The 15,293-nt window shown below is 38.9% G+C and carries 16 protein-coding genes; 7 read left to right on the top strand and 9 right to left on the bottom strand.

Annotation, left to right across the window (positions count from 1 at the left end):
* Positions 1–158: 158 nt before the first annotated feature.
* The 4 genes from EGN73_RS17885 (at position 159) to EGN73_RS17870 (ending at position 3,857) form a co-directional block, all read left to right on the top strand.
* Positions 159–1,601 carry a fasciclin domain-containing protein gene (locus EGN73_RS17885; protein WP_219292927.1) on the top strand — a complete coding sequence of 481 codons (1,443 nt, stop codon included), beginning with the start codon at positions 159–161 and terminating at the stop codon, positions 1,599–1,601.
* A 111-nt stretch (positions 1,602–1,712) separates the two neighbouring features.
* Complete coding sequence (locus EGN73_RS17880) at positions 1,713–2,735, top strand: sensor histidine kinase (RefSeq protein WP_219292925.1); 1,023 nt, start codon at positions 1,713–1,715, stop codon at positions 2,733–2,735.
* Entirely contained in the window at positions 2,716–3,486 is a 771-nt protein-coding gene (locus EGN73_RS17875) for a LytR/AlgR family response regulator transcription factor (RefSeq protein ID WP_219292923.1), read from the top strand. Before EGN73_RS17880 ends, EGN73_RS17875 begins: the two co-directional genes overlap by 20 nt.
* A 2-nt stretch (positions 3,487–3,488) precedes the next feature.
* On the top strand, positions 3,489–3,857 hold the full coding sequence (locus EGN73_RS17870; RefSeq protein ID WP_219292921.1) for a hypothetical protein: 369 nt from the start codon (positions 3,489–3,491) through the stop codon (positions 3,855–3,857).
* Here the strand turns inward: EGN73_RS17870 and EGN73_RS17865 are convergent, their stop codons facing one another.
* From EGN73_RS17865 to EGN73_RS17845, 5 genes are read right to left on the bottom strand one after another with little or no spacing between them, the layout of a single operon-like run.
* Positions 3,858–5,369: an NFACT RNA binding domain-containing protein gene (locus tag EGN73_RS17865; RefSeq protein ID WP_343207134.1), complete on the bottom strand. Its 1,512-nt coding sequence runs from the start codon at positions 5,367–5,369 to the stop codon at positions 3,858–3,860.
* A 56-nt stretch (positions 5,370–5,425) separates the two neighbouring features.
* On the bottom strand, positions 5,426–6,190 hold the full coding sequence (locus tag EGN73_RS17860; RefSeq protein ID WP_219292917.1) for an MBL fold metallo-hydrolase: 765 nt from the start codon (positions 6,188–6,190) through the stop codon (positions 5,426–5,428).
* Positions 6,187–6,465, bottom strand: a complete 279-nt coding sequence (locus EGN73_RS17855; RefSeq protein WP_219292915.1) for a hypothetical protein — start codon at positions 6,463–6,465, stop codon at positions 6,187–6,189. The genes EGN73_RS17860 and EGN73_RS17855 overlap by 4 nt, the downstream gene beginning before the upstream one ends.
* A 16-nt stretch (positions 6,466–6,481) precedes the next feature.
* Positions 6,482–6,859, bottom strand: a complete 378-nt coding sequence (locus tag EGN73_RS17850) for a response regulator (RefSeq protein WP_219292913.1) — start codon at positions 6,857–6,859, stop codon at positions 6,482–6,484.
* Positions 6,856–7,608 (bottom strand): response regulator, encoded by a 753-nt coding sequence (locus EGN73_RS17845; protein ID WP_219292911.1) that lies wholly within the window; start codon positions 7,606–7,608, stop codon positions 6,856–6,858. The genes EGN73_RS17850 and EGN73_RS17845 overlap by 4 nt, the downstream gene beginning before the upstream one ends.
* A 50-nt stretch (positions 7,609–7,658) precedes the next feature.
* Between EGN73_RS17845 and miaA the strand changes: the two genes are divergently transcribed.
* The gene (gene miaA / locus EGN73_RS17840) at positions 7,659–8,573 is read left to right on the top strand and encodes a tRNA (adenosine(37)-N6)-dimethylallyltransferase MiaA (protein ID WP_219292908.1); all 915 of its coding nucleotides are present in this window, start codon (positions 7,659–7,661) and stop codon (positions 8,571–8,573) included.
* A gap of 65 nt (positions 8,574–8,638) precedes the next feature.
* Here miaA and EGN73_RS17835 read toward each other — a convergent pair whose 3' ends face one another.
* The 3 genes from EGN73_RS17835 to EGN73_RS17825 all read right to left on the bottom strand — a co-directional run bounded on the left by EGN73_RS17835 (position 8,639) and on the right by EGN73_RS17825 (position 10,561).
* Positions 8,639–9,016, bottom strand: a complete 378-nt coding sequence (locus EGN73_RS17835; RefSeq protein ID WP_219292906.1) for a hypothetical protein — start codon at positions 9,014–9,016, stop codon at positions 8,639–8,641.
* A 3-nt stretch (positions 9,017–9,019) separates the two neighbouring features.
* A complete protein-coding gene (pfkA, locus tag EGN73_RS17830; protein WP_219292904.1) occupies positions 9,020–9,994 on the bottom strand; it encodes a 6-phosphofructokinase in 975 nt (324 codons plus the stop codon).
* A gap of 213 nt (positions 9,995–10,207) precedes the next feature.
* The gene (locus EGN73_RS17825) at positions 10,208–10,561 is read right to left on the bottom strand and encodes a single-stranded DNA-binding protein (RefSeq protein ID WP_219292902.1); all 354 of its coding nucleotides are present in this window, start codon (positions 10,559–10,561) and stop codon (positions 10,208–10,210) included.
* Between the two features lie 219 nt (positions 10,562–10,780).
* On the opposite strand from EGN73_RS17825, the gene EGN73_RS17820 reads away from it, so the two are divergent.
* Complete coding sequence (locus EGN73_RS17820) at positions 10,781–12,286, top strand: S10 family peptidase (RefSeq protein ID WP_219292900.1); 1,506 nt, start codon at positions 10,781–10,783, stop codon at positions 12,284–12,286.
* A gap of 65 nt (positions 12,287–12,351) precedes the next feature.
* On the opposite strand, the gene EGN73_RS17815 is transcribed toward EGN73_RS17820, so the two are convergent.
* Positions 12,352–12,678 (bottom strand): hypothetical protein, encoded by a 327-nt coding sequence (locus EGN73_RS17815; RefSeq protein ID WP_219292898.1) that lies wholly within the window; start codon positions 12,676–12,678, stop codon positions 12,352–12,354.
* Between the two features lie 518 nt (positions 12,679–13,196).
* Here EGN73_RS17815 and EGN73_RS17810 point away from each other — a divergent pair.
* Complete coding sequence (locus tag EGN73_RS17810) at positions 13,197–15,227, top strand: tetratricopeptide repeat-containing sensor histidine kinase (protein WP_219292896.1); 2,031 nt, start codon at positions 13,197–13,199, stop codon at positions 15,225–15,227.
* Positions 15,228–15,293 lie beyond the last annotated feature (66 nt).

Raw genomic sequence — 15,293 nt, 5'->3', positions numbered from 1 at the left:
TATGTATCAAATCTTAAATCTCAGATCTACTATCCTAAACCCAGCAGTTCACTTTGTTTTTTTAACAGTTCAGTACTAAAGGGCTACAGTTCAGAAGATATGTGTATCCATTTTTGAAAAACGCATGTTTATACATCAAAAACTAAACATTCTCAACTATGGAAAAATTATTTAGATTTCTGTTCTTAGGCGCATTTCTTTTTGCGATAGTCGCCTGTAATGATGAAGATGATCAGCCACCAGTGACCGATCCTGCTGCTCCCAACTTGGTAGAAGCTGCAAGTGAAGCAGGTTTAACAACTTTGGTAGCTGCGGTGCAAGCAATCCCGGGACTAGCTCCGGCTCTTTTGAATGCTGATGCGATTACTGTCTTTGCTCCTACCAATCAGGCTTTTGATAATGCTTTGGAGGCATTTGGTGCATCTAATTTGACAGAACTTGTAGATCGCGTTGGTGGTCCTGACAACCTTGAAACTGTATTGGGTTTTCATGTAGTTCCGGCAGTTGCTTTTTCAAGTGATTTGAATGCCAACAATACTTTTACTACACTTTCAGGACAGTCTATAGAAGTAAATGTCAGTGGTGGTAATGTTACGGTAGTAGATGCTACTGGAGCGACTGCCAATGTAGTGGAAGCTGATGTAGAAATCTCAAATGGTGTAGTACACGTGATAGATAGAGTTTTACTTCCAGATCTTGAAATGGGAGACGAGCCTGCTCCTAACTTAGTAGATGCTGCTACTGAAGCTGGACTTGATGTATTATTGGCAGCGGTAACTGCTGTGGATGGATTAGCTGATGCATTGTTGGCAGCAGATGCAATTACAGTATTTGCTCCTACCGATGAGGCTTTTGGTGCTGCACTTGAAGCATTCAATGCTGCTGACCTTAACCAACTTGTAGCCAGAATTGGTGGAGTTGAAAATCTTGAAACTGTACTTGGATTTCATGTGGTGCCAGCTGTAGCTTTCTCTTCTGATCTAGAAGCTTCCAATACATTTACAACATTAAGCGGTCAAGACCTGACTGTTACAGCCTCTAATGATGGTGTGACCGTAACCGATGCGACAGGAAATACTGTTAATGTAATTGTACCTGATGTGGCCATTGAAAATGGAGTAGTACATGTAATTGATGGAGTGCTGCTGCCTGAACTTAGCTTCCCTAATATAGTAGAGGCTGCTACTGCCGCTGAATTGACAGTATTGATAGAGGCTGTATTGGCTGCAGGTCTGGATGATGCTCTACTGGAAGCTGAAGATATTACAGTATTCGCACCTACGAACGACGCATTTGTGGACTTGCTTGCTGCCTTGGAAGTAGGATCTTTGGAAGAATTGATTGACGAGTTAGGAGCTGAGGCAGTGGTTCAAGTGTTGCAATTCCACGTAGTACCTACGGTTGCATTCTCCTTTGATCTTGCAGAAGGCGATAACGAAGTGCCTACTCTTGCCGGAGAAACATTGACTGTAACAAGATCCGGATCTTCTGTGACAGTGACTGATGCTGCTGGTAATACTTATTCAGTAGTAGCTGCAGATGTAGCCATCGAAAATGGAGTAGTCCATGTGATTGATGGTGTATTGTTGCCTACCCTATAATAAATCATATAAAAAGGCAGGGAATCCCCTGCCTTTTTTACTTTTTACGGATTGAGATCAATCCAATTACTTTTTGAATTGCGTTAGTTGATTCACCTAAATACTTGTCTCATGTTTGGCCACCGCTTTCATTATGCATTTCCTGCGCTACTTGCGGTTTATTCATTTCTGAATATTCAGATTCTCGAAGGGGACAGGTTGTATCAAGCTGATTTGGATTCCAGTCGCTTATTTTATGTTATTTTTTTGCTTTGCTATGCGGTATGGTATGCCAATAGGGGAATAGAGAAATTTCTTTTACCCAAATTTCCAAGGTCACATCCATTATTGGTTCAGTTTATTTCAAGTTTGCTGGCAGTCACAGGGATAAGTATTATTTCAGTATACACTACTGGGATTTTGTTTGGAGAGCCTTTTAGCTACTCCTGGCCTAATCTGCTTCTGACAATGGGCTTTTCATTTAGAATTAACTTATTCTTGAATTGTGTAAATGCCATTTACTATTTTAGCAAGAAATTCAGGGAAAAGGCTGTCGAAGCAGAAAAGCTCCACTCCTTAAATGTTGAAGCGAAGTTGAAATCACTGAATTCCCAACTGAATCCCCACTTTTTTTTCAATAACCTCAGTGCACTATCTGCACTTATCCATGAAGATGTAGGTGCAGCCGATGCCTACCTCCAAAAGCTTTCTATTATATATAGGTATATACTGAACAATACAGACAAAGAATTGGTGAGTTTCAAGGAAGAGTTGGAGTTTTTACAAAACTATATTGATCTTTTAAGTATAAGATTTGAAAAATCTTTGAGTTTCAATTTGGAGCTGGAAGAGTCATGTCAGGGATCATTTTTACCGCCTGCTGTATTGCAGCTTTTGGTTGAAAATGTGGTCAAACACAATTATTTCACACTTTCTGAACCAATGGAGGTATCCATCAAAGCTGACTGTGACCACATTCGGATCAGGAATAAAATCCAGTCCAAAGAGGTGGTGGAGTTGTCCACAGGCATAGGACTTCAAAACATATCTGACAGATATAAGTTTTTAGGAAGTAACATCGAAGTAAAAGACACTTCTGAGTATTTTGAGGTAGTGCTTCCATTGATCAAAGCCTATGAAAACAGCAATAATTGAAGACGAACCACTTGCACTGAAAAGAATTGAAAAAATCATTGCCCAGCACAGACCAAATTGGGAAGTAGTATTTAAGGCCCAAAGTGTTAAAGATTTAAAAGCCTTTCTTGAATCAGGGCCTGAAATTGACCTTATGCTGTGCGATATTCATCTTGCTGATGGATTGAGTTTTAAGGCATTTAAAAATTTCAAACCTGATTTTCCCGTAATTTTTATAACTGCATACGATGAATACGCTTTAAGATCATTTGATCACAACTGTATAGATTACATTCTCAAGCCACTTGACGAATTACGCATGGTTCAGGCATTTGAAAAGCTTGAAAATTTAGAGAAGAGAAATAAGCTGCCTGAATTAGATCCTGAAGTTTTTGGGCAATTGTTGGATAATTATCAGGTAAAAACGTACAAAAAGAGGTTTTTGTCGAAAATTGGAAATAGAATCAGGTTTGTTCAGGTAGAAGACATTGCCTATTTTTTTTCCGAAAATGGGGTGACTTATCTTGTAGAAAAAGAAAGTTCCAAAAAATTTATGGTCGACCATAGTCTTCAGGAACTTGAAGATATACTGCTTGACCCATTAAAATTTCATAGAATCAACAGATCCACGATTGTTCATCTGGATGGATTAGTAGAAATGAAACCTTATGTCAATGGTAGGTTGCTGTTGTCTGTTTGTGCTGAAACAGACTCAAAAATTGTTGTAGCGAGAGAGCGGGTAAATCAATTCAAAAACTGGATCAATCAATAAATATGAAAAATTTCGGATGCTTAGTATTTCTATTTTTTGTACTCATTATCAATTCAAATGGCCAAAGTCAGATGAATGCCAGGTTGGATAGTCTTGAAAAAACGGTTCTTCTGCTTGAAAAAGAAGTATATGATATCAACCTCAATCTCTACAATTCCCAAAAGCAACTAAAAAGAGGGATTCTTGTAGCCACATTGGGTTATACAGTAACTATAATTGGAGGGCAACTTTTGGGTACAAGGCCTGAACTTGGTGAAGCGCTGCTGTATACAGGTGGAGCCATAGGGATTGCAGGAACAGTGGTATTGGTAAGGGGATTCAACAAAATCAGTTTGGGGCCTCCCCGAAGACCACTTCTTTCTCCCCAATAGTCAAAGTACTTCTCTTGGGCTTTTTGGTACTGCCATCACTACCTTTTCTTTGTCCACCATCACTGCGCCGGGAGCGCTTCCTTTCACCTTTCGTACATATTTCACAGGGGTATATATGACGGCAGCAAGACTTTCATTTTTGTTTTTTGAATAAAAAGCTGCCAGCTCAGCGGCATTTTCTATGACGGATTTAGGAAAATTCACCCCTGATTTATACTTGATCAGGACATGGGATCCGGATACATCTTTGGCATGAAGCCACAGGTCTTCCTTCCAGGCATACCTCCTTAGCATCTCGTCATTTGATTTGGCGGATTTTCCTACAAGAATTTCAAATCCTTCCACTTCAAATCTTTTGAAGGGAACTTGTTCTTCTTTTTCTTTCTGTTGTTGTGTAAGGTTATTGTCTTTTACAAAGCTTTTCAACTGACGGAAATGACTTATGCTTTCCAAATCCCTGATTTTATTTTCGGCCAAGTCCAATTGATTTTGTTTGGCTTGGAGGTTTTCTTCCAGGTGTTGGATTTCTACCTGACGGTTTTTGGATTTCCTATACAGAGATTCAGCAAAGCGTTGGGGGCTAAGATTCTTTTTAAGACGGAATACTTCTTCTTTTTGGGTATAGAAATTAAACAGTTCGATTTTTTCGGTCCCAGGTTTAATTTGATGCAGGTTGGCCATGATCACATCGGCTGCCTGCGCAGGTGAAGCTTCTGTCTGAAGACTTTTGAGTTTGCTTTCTGTTTTTTCAAGATAAGATTGCGCTTTTTTCTTTTGATCCTCGAAGTATTTTATCCAGTGTTTTTTCTCTTTTTCAAAAGCCTGAATGACTACTTTATATCGAAAAAGCTCATTGCAAGCCTCTATTGGATCGGAGGTTTGGAAGATAGGGTTTGCAGCAGGCAGTGTGCTGAGAAAGTAATCTTGATCCTCTTTGACTATGCTGAACAAAGGAGTGTCCAATAAGTCGATAAGTTCCTGAATGAGCGACCATTTTCTTTTCAGATCTGCTTCGATGTAACCCTTTTCCTTTAACCAGTTTCTTGGAATTTTTCCCAAAGTAGGGATGAACTTTGAAGCATTGCCTTCCACATTGGCAAAACGGTCAAAACCTAAATCCAAGCTGACATTGAGGCTCTTTTGGTCCAGGGATTTGTCATCTCTCAGCTCATTCCTAAAAAGAAGGGATGGAAGAGGATTTTCATGTTCATAAATCAGGACATTGCTTCTTGTGCCATGAAGTTTGAATACCAACCTTATGTTTTGATCCAGGTCCATCCAAAATGCCCTTTCATTTTCATAGACCTGGATGTTTGTAACTGTTTTTCCGATTATTTCCGGAAAAAGAGAGATGGTATTTTTTTTACTTCTTTTGAAATCTTCGGGAAAAGCTAGCGTAGAAATCACAGGAAGTAGATTTGCCCTGATGTAGCGCTGATCTGTTCCATCACTGCATCCAATGACCAACTCGTCTTTGTTTTGGGAGAAACATTCATAGATGGATTTTCCCAAAAAAGCTTTTTTGAGTTCGGGGCAAAGGAATTTTAAAAAGTGATAATTGAGATGCATCAGGCGATTTCAATTTTCAATCCGTCAAAAGCAAGGCGCACATTGGGAGGAAGCTTGGATTCTATTTCCTGGTGCGTTCCCAGCTTGTGGCTGATATGAGTAAAATAAGCCATTTCAGGTTGGATTTTTTCCACCATTTTCAGTGCTTCATCCAAGGTGAAGTGTGAAATGTGATGCGTTAACTGGAGTGCATTGAGAACAAGGATTTTGGTTCCTTTGATTTTTTTAAGTTCGGTTTCGTCTATGGTCTTGGCATCCGTGATATAGGTAAAATCCCCAATCCTAAACCCAAAAACAGGTAGTCTATAATGCATCACTTTGATAGGTAAGACTTCTATTCCTTCTACCGTAAAAGCCTCATTTTTGATTTCAAAGGGCAATACAGATGGTACTCCGGGGTATTTGATTTCTTCAAAAACGTAAGCAAATTCCTTTTTTATCTGTGCCAGCACCCTTTTTGTGCCATAGATGGGCATGTCTTTTTTTTGGATAAAATTGAATGGTCTGATATCATCCATGCCGGCAGTGTGGTCTTTGTGCTCATGGGTAAAAAGTATGGCGTCCAGTTTATTTAATCTTTCCCGTAAAATCTGGGTCCTAAAGTCCGGTCCTGTATCTATCACCAGGTGTTTACCTCCAACTTCCAAAAATACTGAGCATCTGGTTCTTTTGTCTCTGTAATCTATCGAGCTGCAGACCGGGCAATCGCAGGCGATCACCGGTACTCCTTGGGACGTTCCTGTTCCTAAAAATGTAATTTTCAAAGCTTTAATTCGGTTTGCTGTAATTCCCCTACCAGGTCTTGGATTTTTTTGTCATTAAAATCTTTAGGGCTAAACCCTATTTCCTTGATGATGTCAATGAGAGTATTGATTTTGCCATCAAGAGTATAGTACTTATTGATAATGACAATTTTACTTTCTTTGAGAATGCAATAGCCGGATTTGAAATTGCCTTTTTCGTACCGCAAAATATAATCTGAAGCTGCGAAGATATTTTCGAGTTTGTCCAGAAAACTTTTCGTGTACTTGATACTCATTTTTTGAGAGGGAAGTTTATGAGAGGTGTTTTTTCACAGTAGCCAAAAGGAGGTCATAATCCAGTGGTTTTTGCACATAATCATCCAAACCAGCTTTTTTGAAATCATCCAAGGTGTAATTTTTGTAATTGCCTGTTATGGCAACAATTGGGATTTTGGACTTTTCTTTGTCGTTGAGGGCTCTTATTGCTTTGGTGCATTCTATTCCGTCCATTACCGGCATATTGATATCCATCAATATAAGGTCAAATTCCTCTTTTTCTAATGACTCCAATACTTGCACGCCGTTTTTGACTGCTTTGATTTCGTAGTTTTCAAACATAAGTACATTTTTGGTCAAGTTGATGATGACCGAACTGTCCTCGGCTACAAGTACTTTTTTAGACTTTGTCATAGATTGAATAATTGATTTTCGTTAAAATGTAACTTAAAGGAATTATAAAGCTTCCGTAAATATAAATAATCTTCAAAGGTATTATCAAAATTGCTGTTTTTTATACTTTTTTCAAACTTCTCTGTGAATTTATACAATTGTATGGCCCCTAAAGTACCTGAATTTCCCTTTAAAATATGTAATTTATTGCCTACCTCAGGGAAATTTTCACTGGCAATGAGGTTCTCTATTTCGGATAGCAACCTTTCTGATTCCTCAAAAAAGTCAGTGTATACCAATTTGATATTTTCAGCATTGTTGTACTTCATAAGTTGCTGAAGTACTTTTTGATCGAGTAATTCGAGACTTTCCCAGTCTGTATTGCTCTGGTTATCGGCATTGTTATTTCTTATGAGAAGTCTATGGATAGTTTCCAAAAGGATCTTAGGCTTCACAGGCTTTGCAATAAAGTCATCAAAACCAACGGATAAAAAATAATCCCTGTCACTGCTGCTGGCAAACGCTGAGACTGCGATAACAGGTGAGCTTGTAAGCTGATCAGTTTGTATTTTTTTTAAGGTATTGATCCCATCTCCCAGAGGCATTTGTATATCCATTAGAATCAGATCAAATGGATGCTCTTTGATTTTCAAAAGGGCTGTATTTCCATTTTCAGCTGAATCAAACTGGTATACCTGACCGATAATATTTTCGAATACCCTTCGGTTCAATGCATTGTCATCGACTATCAATACTTTTTTACTTTTCATGACTATGGTATACTTTTGACAAGTTAAGTAACTATGTAAGAAAAACAGAATTGGAAAAGAAAAATAAATTTTTAATCGTAATTGTAGGACCTACAGCTGTAGGGAAGACCGAGCTATGCATAAAGTTGGCCAATACTTTGAATACGGAAATTGTATCGGCTGATAGCCGGCAGTTTTTTATGGAAACCGAATTGGGGACTGCAAAGCCAAATGCTGATGAACTTTCAAGGGCCACACATCACTTGGTGAACACTAAGTCTATTCATGAAAATTATGATGTTGGAGAATTTGAGAAGGATGCCTTATCTGCCCTTGAAGATATTTTTTCGAAAAAAAATACAGCTATCCTGACCGGAGGGTCAGGGCTGTACATTAATGTGGTCTGTGAAGGAATGGATGAAATGCCAGAGATTCCTTCAGAAATCCGACAAGGGGTAATATCTGATTATTCATCTTTTGGGTTGGAGTACCTCCAAGAGCAGATCAAGGTCTTGGATCCGGAATACTATAGAACTGTAGATATCAAAAATCCCCAGAGGCTAATGCGCGCTTTGGAAGTGTTCAGAGGGACAGGAAGGCCTTTTAGTTCATACAGAATCAAGCAAAAAAAAGAACGGCCGTTCCATGTGGTAAAAGTTGCTTTGATGCGTGATAGGGAGGAGTTGTACCGAAGGATTGAAAAGAGAATGGATAATATGGTCGAGCAAGGTTTATTTGAAGAAGCTGAAAAATTGTTTCCTTTAAGGTTTCTCAATGCGCTCCAAACTGTAGGATACACTGAGATTTTTGGTTTTTTGGAGGGTAAATATGACAGAGAAGAAGCAATAAGATTGCTTAAAAGAAACTCCAGAAGGTATGCCAAAAGACAATTAACATGGTTTAGAAAAGACCCTACCTATAACTGGTTTCATCCGGAGCAGTTCGATGAAATTCTTGACTATATCAAAGGTCAGATTAATCCGTGATTTTCCCTTAAGTAAAAAATGTATTTACTCTACTCAATTTGATAGGCTTTTCATTAAAACAGAAATCAATTTAATTCAAGCTTTTGGTGTCCCATTGCCTTTGCTACAAAGCTGTAGGGCTTTTTTGATATGATGTTATTGTACTGAAGAAGGGTGATTTTGAGTTCTCTGTATGGTTCTTGGACTTTTGTTGAGAAGTGAGTGGCATTGTCCTTTTGTAATTTGGACTTGGCAACCTGAAATATGCTTTTAAGGGCAATCAATTGCTCAGAGCTTAAGTTCTGATCTGGATTGCCTAAAAGCCCCAAAGATGCTAAGGCTTCCAAAATCTGTTTTTGGAGCCTCAGCATTTTTTCCTTTTTAGCATTGAGACTGTAATTTACAGTCATGAAGAAAAGGAAAATTGCTGCACTGAGTGTAGCAATAATTGGTATGAATCCCATATGTCAGATGCTTAGAATTTCTATTAACTTGAGGTGGTCGTCTTTCAAATGTTTGGTTTTGGTGATACAATCTTCGAAAGAAGTATATACCACCTCCCCATTGATAACACCTGCCATGCAGTTTTGTTGACCAGTAATTAGGCCTTCTACAGCCGCCATACCACATCTGGAAGCCAATACCCTGTCTCTTGCAGTTGGGTTGCCACCTCTCTGAATATGTCCTAAGGTGGTGACCTTAAACTCCTTATCTGGGTCGTTGATTTTTGTCTGAACCTTTGACATAATATTCTCTGCACTTCCTTCCTCATCACCTTCTGCCACTACTATAATGGAAGATGATTTTGACTTTCTTAGATTTTTCAGTGACTTAGTTACTTTTTTCAAGTCTGTTTCTGTTTCAGGAATCATGACAAATTCCGCTCCTCCTCCTATGCCACATTCCAGCGCAATGTATCCGGAATCCCTTCCCATTACTTCTACAAAAAATATCCTGTCGTGTGCAGCCGCGGTGTCCCTGATTTTATCTATTGCTTCCAAGGCGGTATTGACAGCAGTATCAAAACCAATGGTATAATCCGTGCCATAAATGTCATTGTCAATAGTGCCGGGGCAGCCTACAGTGGGAATACCATATTCTTCAAAAAACACTTTAGCACCTGTGAAGCTTCCATCTCCACCAATGACAATCAATCCCTCTATTCCAAACGCCTGTAATTGTTCATATGCTTTTTTTCTGCCCTCTTTGGTCCTAAACTCATCACTTCTAGCAGACTTAAGGATGGTTCCGCCTCTCTGGATGATATTACTTACAGAATAGGAATGCATTCTTTTGATCATTCCTTTTATCATTCCTTCGTAGCCGTAGGTGATGCCGTAAATCTCCAAATCTTTAAAAATGGCAGTACGGACGACTGCTCTGATGCATGCATTCATTCCCGGAGCATCTCCTCCGGATGTTAAAACTGCTATTTTTTTCATGTTCAATAGGCTAATTGATCCTCAAAAATACTGATAAAAACAAGCAAAAGTGAAGAATGGAAAAATTCTTTGTGGAGTTTTTATATAGGCCTGGAAAACAAGCTATAGAGGAGGGATGGATTCTCAAGAGTACATGAGAGGAGACGGGGTAAAGGCCGCCGGTTTAGTTGTTCACGGGTTTTCTTCTTTAAAAAATACCGACGGCCTTTTAAATCATTCTGCCATTTTGGCGACCCTTTCACCAAGTAGAAGGATACTGTCTACTACTACTTCAGAAATGTACTTTTTAGTACCGTCTTTGTCTTCCCAAGATCTATTTGAAATTTTCCCGTCAATGGCTATTTCGGAACCTTTGTCCGTGTACTTTTGTATCGTCTCGGCAGACTTGTCCCAGGCTACCACATTGTGCCAAGTCGTTTCTTCCACACTTTCACCTTTCTGATTCCTGTAAAAATCATTCGTGGCCATCCTGAAGGAAGCTTTGATTTTTCCTCCTTCAAACTCTTTGATTTCCGGTTTGGTACCCAATCTCCCGATCAGCTGTACCCTGTTTCTCATACTGCTCATATTGTTGTTGATTTTTAGTGATACTGCTTGATAAAAAGCATGGATAAATTTCAAAAGACTTTTCTAAATTATCATCAGCTTAATCGGATATATCCGTTTATATCCGATTAATCCGTTTATATGGGCCAGGAAGCCACTTTTATAATGAGTTTGACAAAAGTTTACCTTTTTGATGTTTATGTGTAGATTGACATTCTGAAATCACTTATCTATCACTTTATGAAAAAATTCAACTTATTTGCCTTTTTGCTGTTCTTTGGAATTTCCTTGGCTTTTGCCCAGGAAAAAGAAGGAAGTAAAGAAATTCCAGAAGCCCAAGTTTTTAATTCCACCCAGACGGTGAGAATAGGAGGGACTACCCACAGTCTAAAAACAAGGGCAGGTACCATGCTGCTAAGGGACGAAAACAATGAGCCCATTGCCCTACATGGTTTTACTGCATATTTTAAAGAAGATGGTCCTTCCAAAAGACCCATCATTTTTTCTTACAATGGAGGCCCAGGATCATCTTCCTACTGGCTTCATATGGGTGTAATGGGCCCAAAAAGAATCGTGGTAAACGATCCGGGATATACTCCGGCAGCTCCTTATGAGTTGGTGAACAATGATTTTTCCATTTTGGATATGGCAGATGTTGTCATGATGGACCCTATAGGAACTGGACTGAGCAAGCCTGTGGGAAAGGCAGAAGGCAAGGATTTTTGGGGTGTAGACCAGGATATTCGGGCGATCAGCTTGTTTATCATGCAGTTTTTGAAAGAATACGATAGGCTACAATCACCCAAATACCTCTTGGGAGAAAGCTACGGAACCATGCGAAATGCAGGAGTGATGAAGTATCTTTTGGATAAAGGATATGCGCTCAATGGCGTGGTAATGGTATCTTCTGTGTTTGATATCCGATCATTGGCGTTTCCTGTTCAGGAAAGCACTTCCTATTTGGTACATTTCCCTTCTTACGCTGCTACAGCTTGGTATCATGACAAAATAGCGAATAAAACTCCGGATTTGGAGGCTTTTGTGGATGAGGTAAGAACATTTACGGAAGAGGAATACATGCCGGCTTTGTTTAAGGGAGGAAGGCTTTCGGATTCCGAAAAAGGAGCTATCGCTTCAAAAATGCAACAGTACACGGGGATTTCTTCTGATATATGGAAAAGAAATAACCTCAGAATGCGAGCAAACGAGTTTTTTAATGAACTGCTTCGAGAGGAAGGTATGACTGTTGGAAGGCTAGATTCAAGGTTTAAAGGGATCAACCCAATCCCCCAAAATCAGTATTCGATTACCGATCCTCAAAGTGATGCCATTTCCCCTGCTTACACAGCTGGATTTTTGGATTACTTTCATAGAGATTTGGGTGTAAGCAAAGACCTCACCTACAAGACCTCAGCCTATGCTTCACCGGGATTCAGATGGGATTGGTCGCATAAAGGAAATGAAGGTTGGGGAAGTATGATTTCTATTAATACGGCAATTGACATGGCTGACGCCATGAACAAGGATCCCAATCTGAAAGTGCTGATGATGAATGGATACTATGATCTAGCGACTGTTTTTTATGGTGTGGAGCATACTGTAGATCAAATGAACTTGAGGCCGGAAATCAGAGATAATATTATCATGACTTATTACGAGGCAGGCCACATGTTTTATACCCACATGCCTTCCCTCGAAAAGTTTAAAAAGGATTTAGCAGATTTTATAAAGGATACTTCAAAATAAAACCTTAAAGACAAAAAAAGCACCGGTGTGAGCCGGTGCTTTTGTGTTAGTGGTTTTAAAAAAAATTAGTCTCTTTTTTCGTTGCCAGCGGCATCGTATTTTTTAGAAACTTCTTTTCCTTCATGATCGAATTTGACAGCGTAGTACATTTTGCCATCTTCACCCATCATTTGCCATGCTTCTTTGACATCTGAGTCTTTACCTTTTTTGTCTCTTTTGACGGCTTCTTTTACTGGTTCAGGCAATCTGTCTTTTTCGATTTTCACTTTTTCTTTCTCTTGAGTGAAAGAAATTTCGATTGCATCTACATTGTTTGGAGTAGCGATTGTCACCATTGGTGCAGCTGCAAGTCCTAAAACAAAGATTCCTGGAATAATTAGTTTGGTTTTCATAATAATAATTGGTTTAGTTAAAAGGTATTTATTTATGGTTGTTTATGTAAAGGGTAGCTATGCCACCTCGTTGAATTCTCTTATTATTATTCATCAATTGTGCCAATGTGTTTAAAAAGTCTTGTAAAATAGCGTAAAAGTACTTTTATGAATGTTTAAAATATTTTAGTATCTATTTTTTGCCGTAATTGTCTACATGTTGGGGAATTGCATACACGAAATATTTACCCAAATTGATGATTAAGATGTGTTTTTAGTTTTGTTGGAGATTTTTGACACATCACAGGTTGGAGGATTTTATGACTATTAATTAAAATTTTGATTTTGAGATTCAATGGTTTTATGGCGGTATGTTTTTAAGATTTGTTGTAAGAGTATAATTGAGTTAAATATCGTTTGACGTAAATTGTGATTGTATATTTTTTTGTCGTATGTTTCTTTTGTTGAGCTTCATTCTGCTGTTTTGTTACATTTGAATTAATATTTTGATATATTGTAATAGTTTAGAATTATCAACTATGAAGGTTTTTGGCGGTCAATTTTTTAGAGTGCTTCTCCTATCATTTTTTGTTTCATCATTTTCCCATGCCCAGACTTCTGTCATCGATAGCTTACAGCAAATAGTTGGGCAACGAAAAGGGGACACCCTTCATGCTAAAGCACTACTGAATCTTGGGGTCAGTCTGGAAAGATCAGATCTAAAACGGTCCACTGAAAGCTATTGGGCAATTCTGAAGATGCCGGAAAATCAGGCTTTTGATAAATTCAAAACCAGTGCTGCAGTGCGGTTAGCAGGGAATTACTCAGCCATGGGAGTTTTGGATTCTGTAGACTATTATTTTGGTCAGGCCGAATCATTCCTTCGGTCCAACCCAAATGACCAGAAGTTGGCCTATACGCTTTACAATGGAAGAGGAATTCACCTCAACAGAATAGGGAAATTTGAAGCTGCACTTTCAGCCTATGACAAGGCCATCTCTTTAGACCATCAGGTTATTGGCTTGGATAATGTTGCTGGTCTTTATATCAATTTGTCCAATGTTTACAAACAGATGGATAATCAGAAATCCAATTTTGAAGTGACTTACAAAGCCTTGGATATTTTTGAGAAAACCCAAAACAAGACCGGATTGGCATTTGTGTACAACAGTTTAGGTACCGCCCATTATCACATCAAAAACTATGATGATGCTGAAAAATACTTTTTGAAATCCATGGAATACAGAAAACTTCTTGGGGATAAAAGGGGAGAATCCATGGTTTTGGGAAATCTGGGCAATGTCTACATGGATCAAGCGCAACATCAAAAAGCTAAGGAATATTTCGAATTGGCCATGGAGATGCAGGAATCGCTTGGCCTGAAAGAGATGGTGGGGATTCAACTTTATAATATCGGAAGAAATTACCTCTTGATGGAAGAACCGGAGCCTGCTTTGACGCATTTCCAAAAAGCTCAAAAAGTATTTAGAGAGGCTGGTATCAGTACTTACGATTCCAAAATTTTAGCTGATTTGGGAAAAGCTCAAAGCTTACTATCACAGGGTAAAGAGGCTTATCAAAGTTTGAAATTAGCTACAGAAACTGCAACCCAGCAAAAACAATACAGTGAGGCGATCACTGCTTTCAAAAACTTAAAAGAGTATTATCAGGCTCAAGGGAAATTTCAGGAAGCCCTTGAAGCCCAGTCCAAAGAGTTTGCCTATCGCGACTCTATCGGTATCGGAGCATTGCAGGCGCAGCTCAAAGAACTGGAATCCAGATATGCTTTGGATCTGAAAGAAAATGAAATCACTTTATTAAAAACTGAACAGCAATTGGATAGGGCTGAATTGGCCAAAAAGAAAGCCAATCAGAACCTGATTATCTTGGTATTTACTTTTTTTATAATTCTTGCCGGAATATTGGTGAATAAATACCGGATCGTAGGTCGTGCCAAGCGTCTTTTGGAGGTGGAGAAGCTCAGGAATTCCATAGCCAGAGATTTGCATGACGACTTGGGGAGCACCTTGTCCAGTATTCATATCTTATCGCAAATGGCATTGCAAAAGAAGGAATCGCCCGACATAGGTCTTTTTTCGAAAATCAATGTCCAAACAGCTTCTATGATGGATAAACTCAGTGACATCGTCTGGTCTATTCATCCCAATAATGACAGCTTAGAGCAGTTGCTCAGCAAGATGCAGGAATTTGCCGCTGAGATCCTGGAACCAAAAGGAATTACATATCAATTCGAAGTAGGAGAGGGTGCCGAGCAGATCAAATTGGATTTGGAAAAAAGAAGAAATCTGTTTTTGATCTTTAAGGAAGCGCTCAACAATGCCGCCAAATACGCAGAGAGTAAGCATTTGGATATTAGATTGAAAATGGAGGGAGGCAGGCTGCATCTATTCATCAAAGATGACGGAAAGGGTTTTGATCAGGAATTGACCAAAAAAGGTAATGGACTTTTCAACATGCAGCAAAGGGCCAGTATGATGGGTGGGAATATGGTAATCGAAAGCTTTCCCAATATGGGTACGACCATCCAACTGAGTGCACCTATCACATGATGCTTTCATATCACATGATTGGGGTATTTATATTTTATCAAATAAGTCGGATCTTTAGTATCTATA

Source organism: Arthrospiribacter ruber (assembly GCF_019343195.1).
GTDB lineage: Bacteria > Bacteroidota > Bacteroidia > Cytophagales > Cyclobacteriaceae > Arthrospiribacter > Arthrospiribacter ruber.
The sequence above is the reverse complement of the archived record's forward strand: the minus strand, read 5'-3'. Positions and strand labels throughout refer to the sequence as shown.

Excerpts from the sequence above, each read along its gene's own strand:
- EGN73_RS17885 (WP_219292927.1), top strand. The coding sequence starts at position 159 with ATGGAAAAATTATTTAGATTTCTGTTCTTAGGCGCATTTCTTTTTGCG.
- EGN73_RS17880 (WP_219292925.1), top strand. The coding sequence starts at position 1,713 with ATGTTTGGCCACCGCTTTCATTATGCATTTCCTGCGCTACTTGCGGTT.
- EGN73_RS17875 (WP_219292923.1), top strand. The coding sequence starts at position 2,716 with ATGAAAACAGCAATAATTGAAGACGAACCACTTGCACTGAAAAGAATT.
- EGN73_RS17870 (WP_219292921.1), top strand. The coding sequence starts at position 3,489 with ATGAAAAATTTCGGATGCTTAGTATTTCTATTTTTTGTACTCATTATC.
- EGN73_RS17855 (WP_219292915.1), bottom strand. The coding sequence starts at position 6,465 with ATGAGTATCAAGTACACGAAAAGTTTTCTGGACAAACTCGAAAATATC.
- EGN73_RS17850 (WP_219292913.1), bottom strand. The coding sequence starts at position 6,859 with ATGACAAAGTCTAAAAAAGTACTTGTAGCCGAGGACAGTTCGGTCATC.
- EGN73_RS17845 (WP_219292911.1), bottom strand. The coding sequence starts at position 7,608 with ATGAAAAGTAAAAAAGTATTGATAGTCGATGACAATGCATTGAACCGA.
- EGN73_RS17835 (WP_219292906.1), bottom strand. The coding sequence starts at position 9,016 with ATGGGATTCATACCAATTATTGCTACACTCAGTGCAGCAATTTTCCTT.
- pfkA (WP_219292904.1), bottom strand. The coding sequence starts at position 9,994 with ATGAAAAAAATAGCAGTTTTAACATCCGGAGGAGATGCTCCGGGAATG.
- EGN73_RS17825 (WP_219292902.1), bottom strand. The coding sequence starts at position 10,561 with ATGAGCAGTATGAGAAACAGGGTACAGCTGATCGGGAGATTGGGTACC.
- EGN73_RS17820 (WP_219292900.1), top strand. The coding sequence starts at position 10,781 with ATGAAAAAATTCAACTTATTTGCCTTTTTGCTGTTCTTTGGAATTTCC.
- EGN73_RS17815 (WP_219292898.1), bottom strand. The coding sequence starts at position 12,678 with ATGAAAACCAAACTAATTATTCCAGGAATCTTTGTTTTAGGACTTGCA.
- EGN73_RS17810 (WP_219292896.1), top strand. The coding sequence starts at position 13,197 with ATGAAGGTTTTTGGCGGTCAATTTTTTAGAGTGCTTCTCCTATCATTT.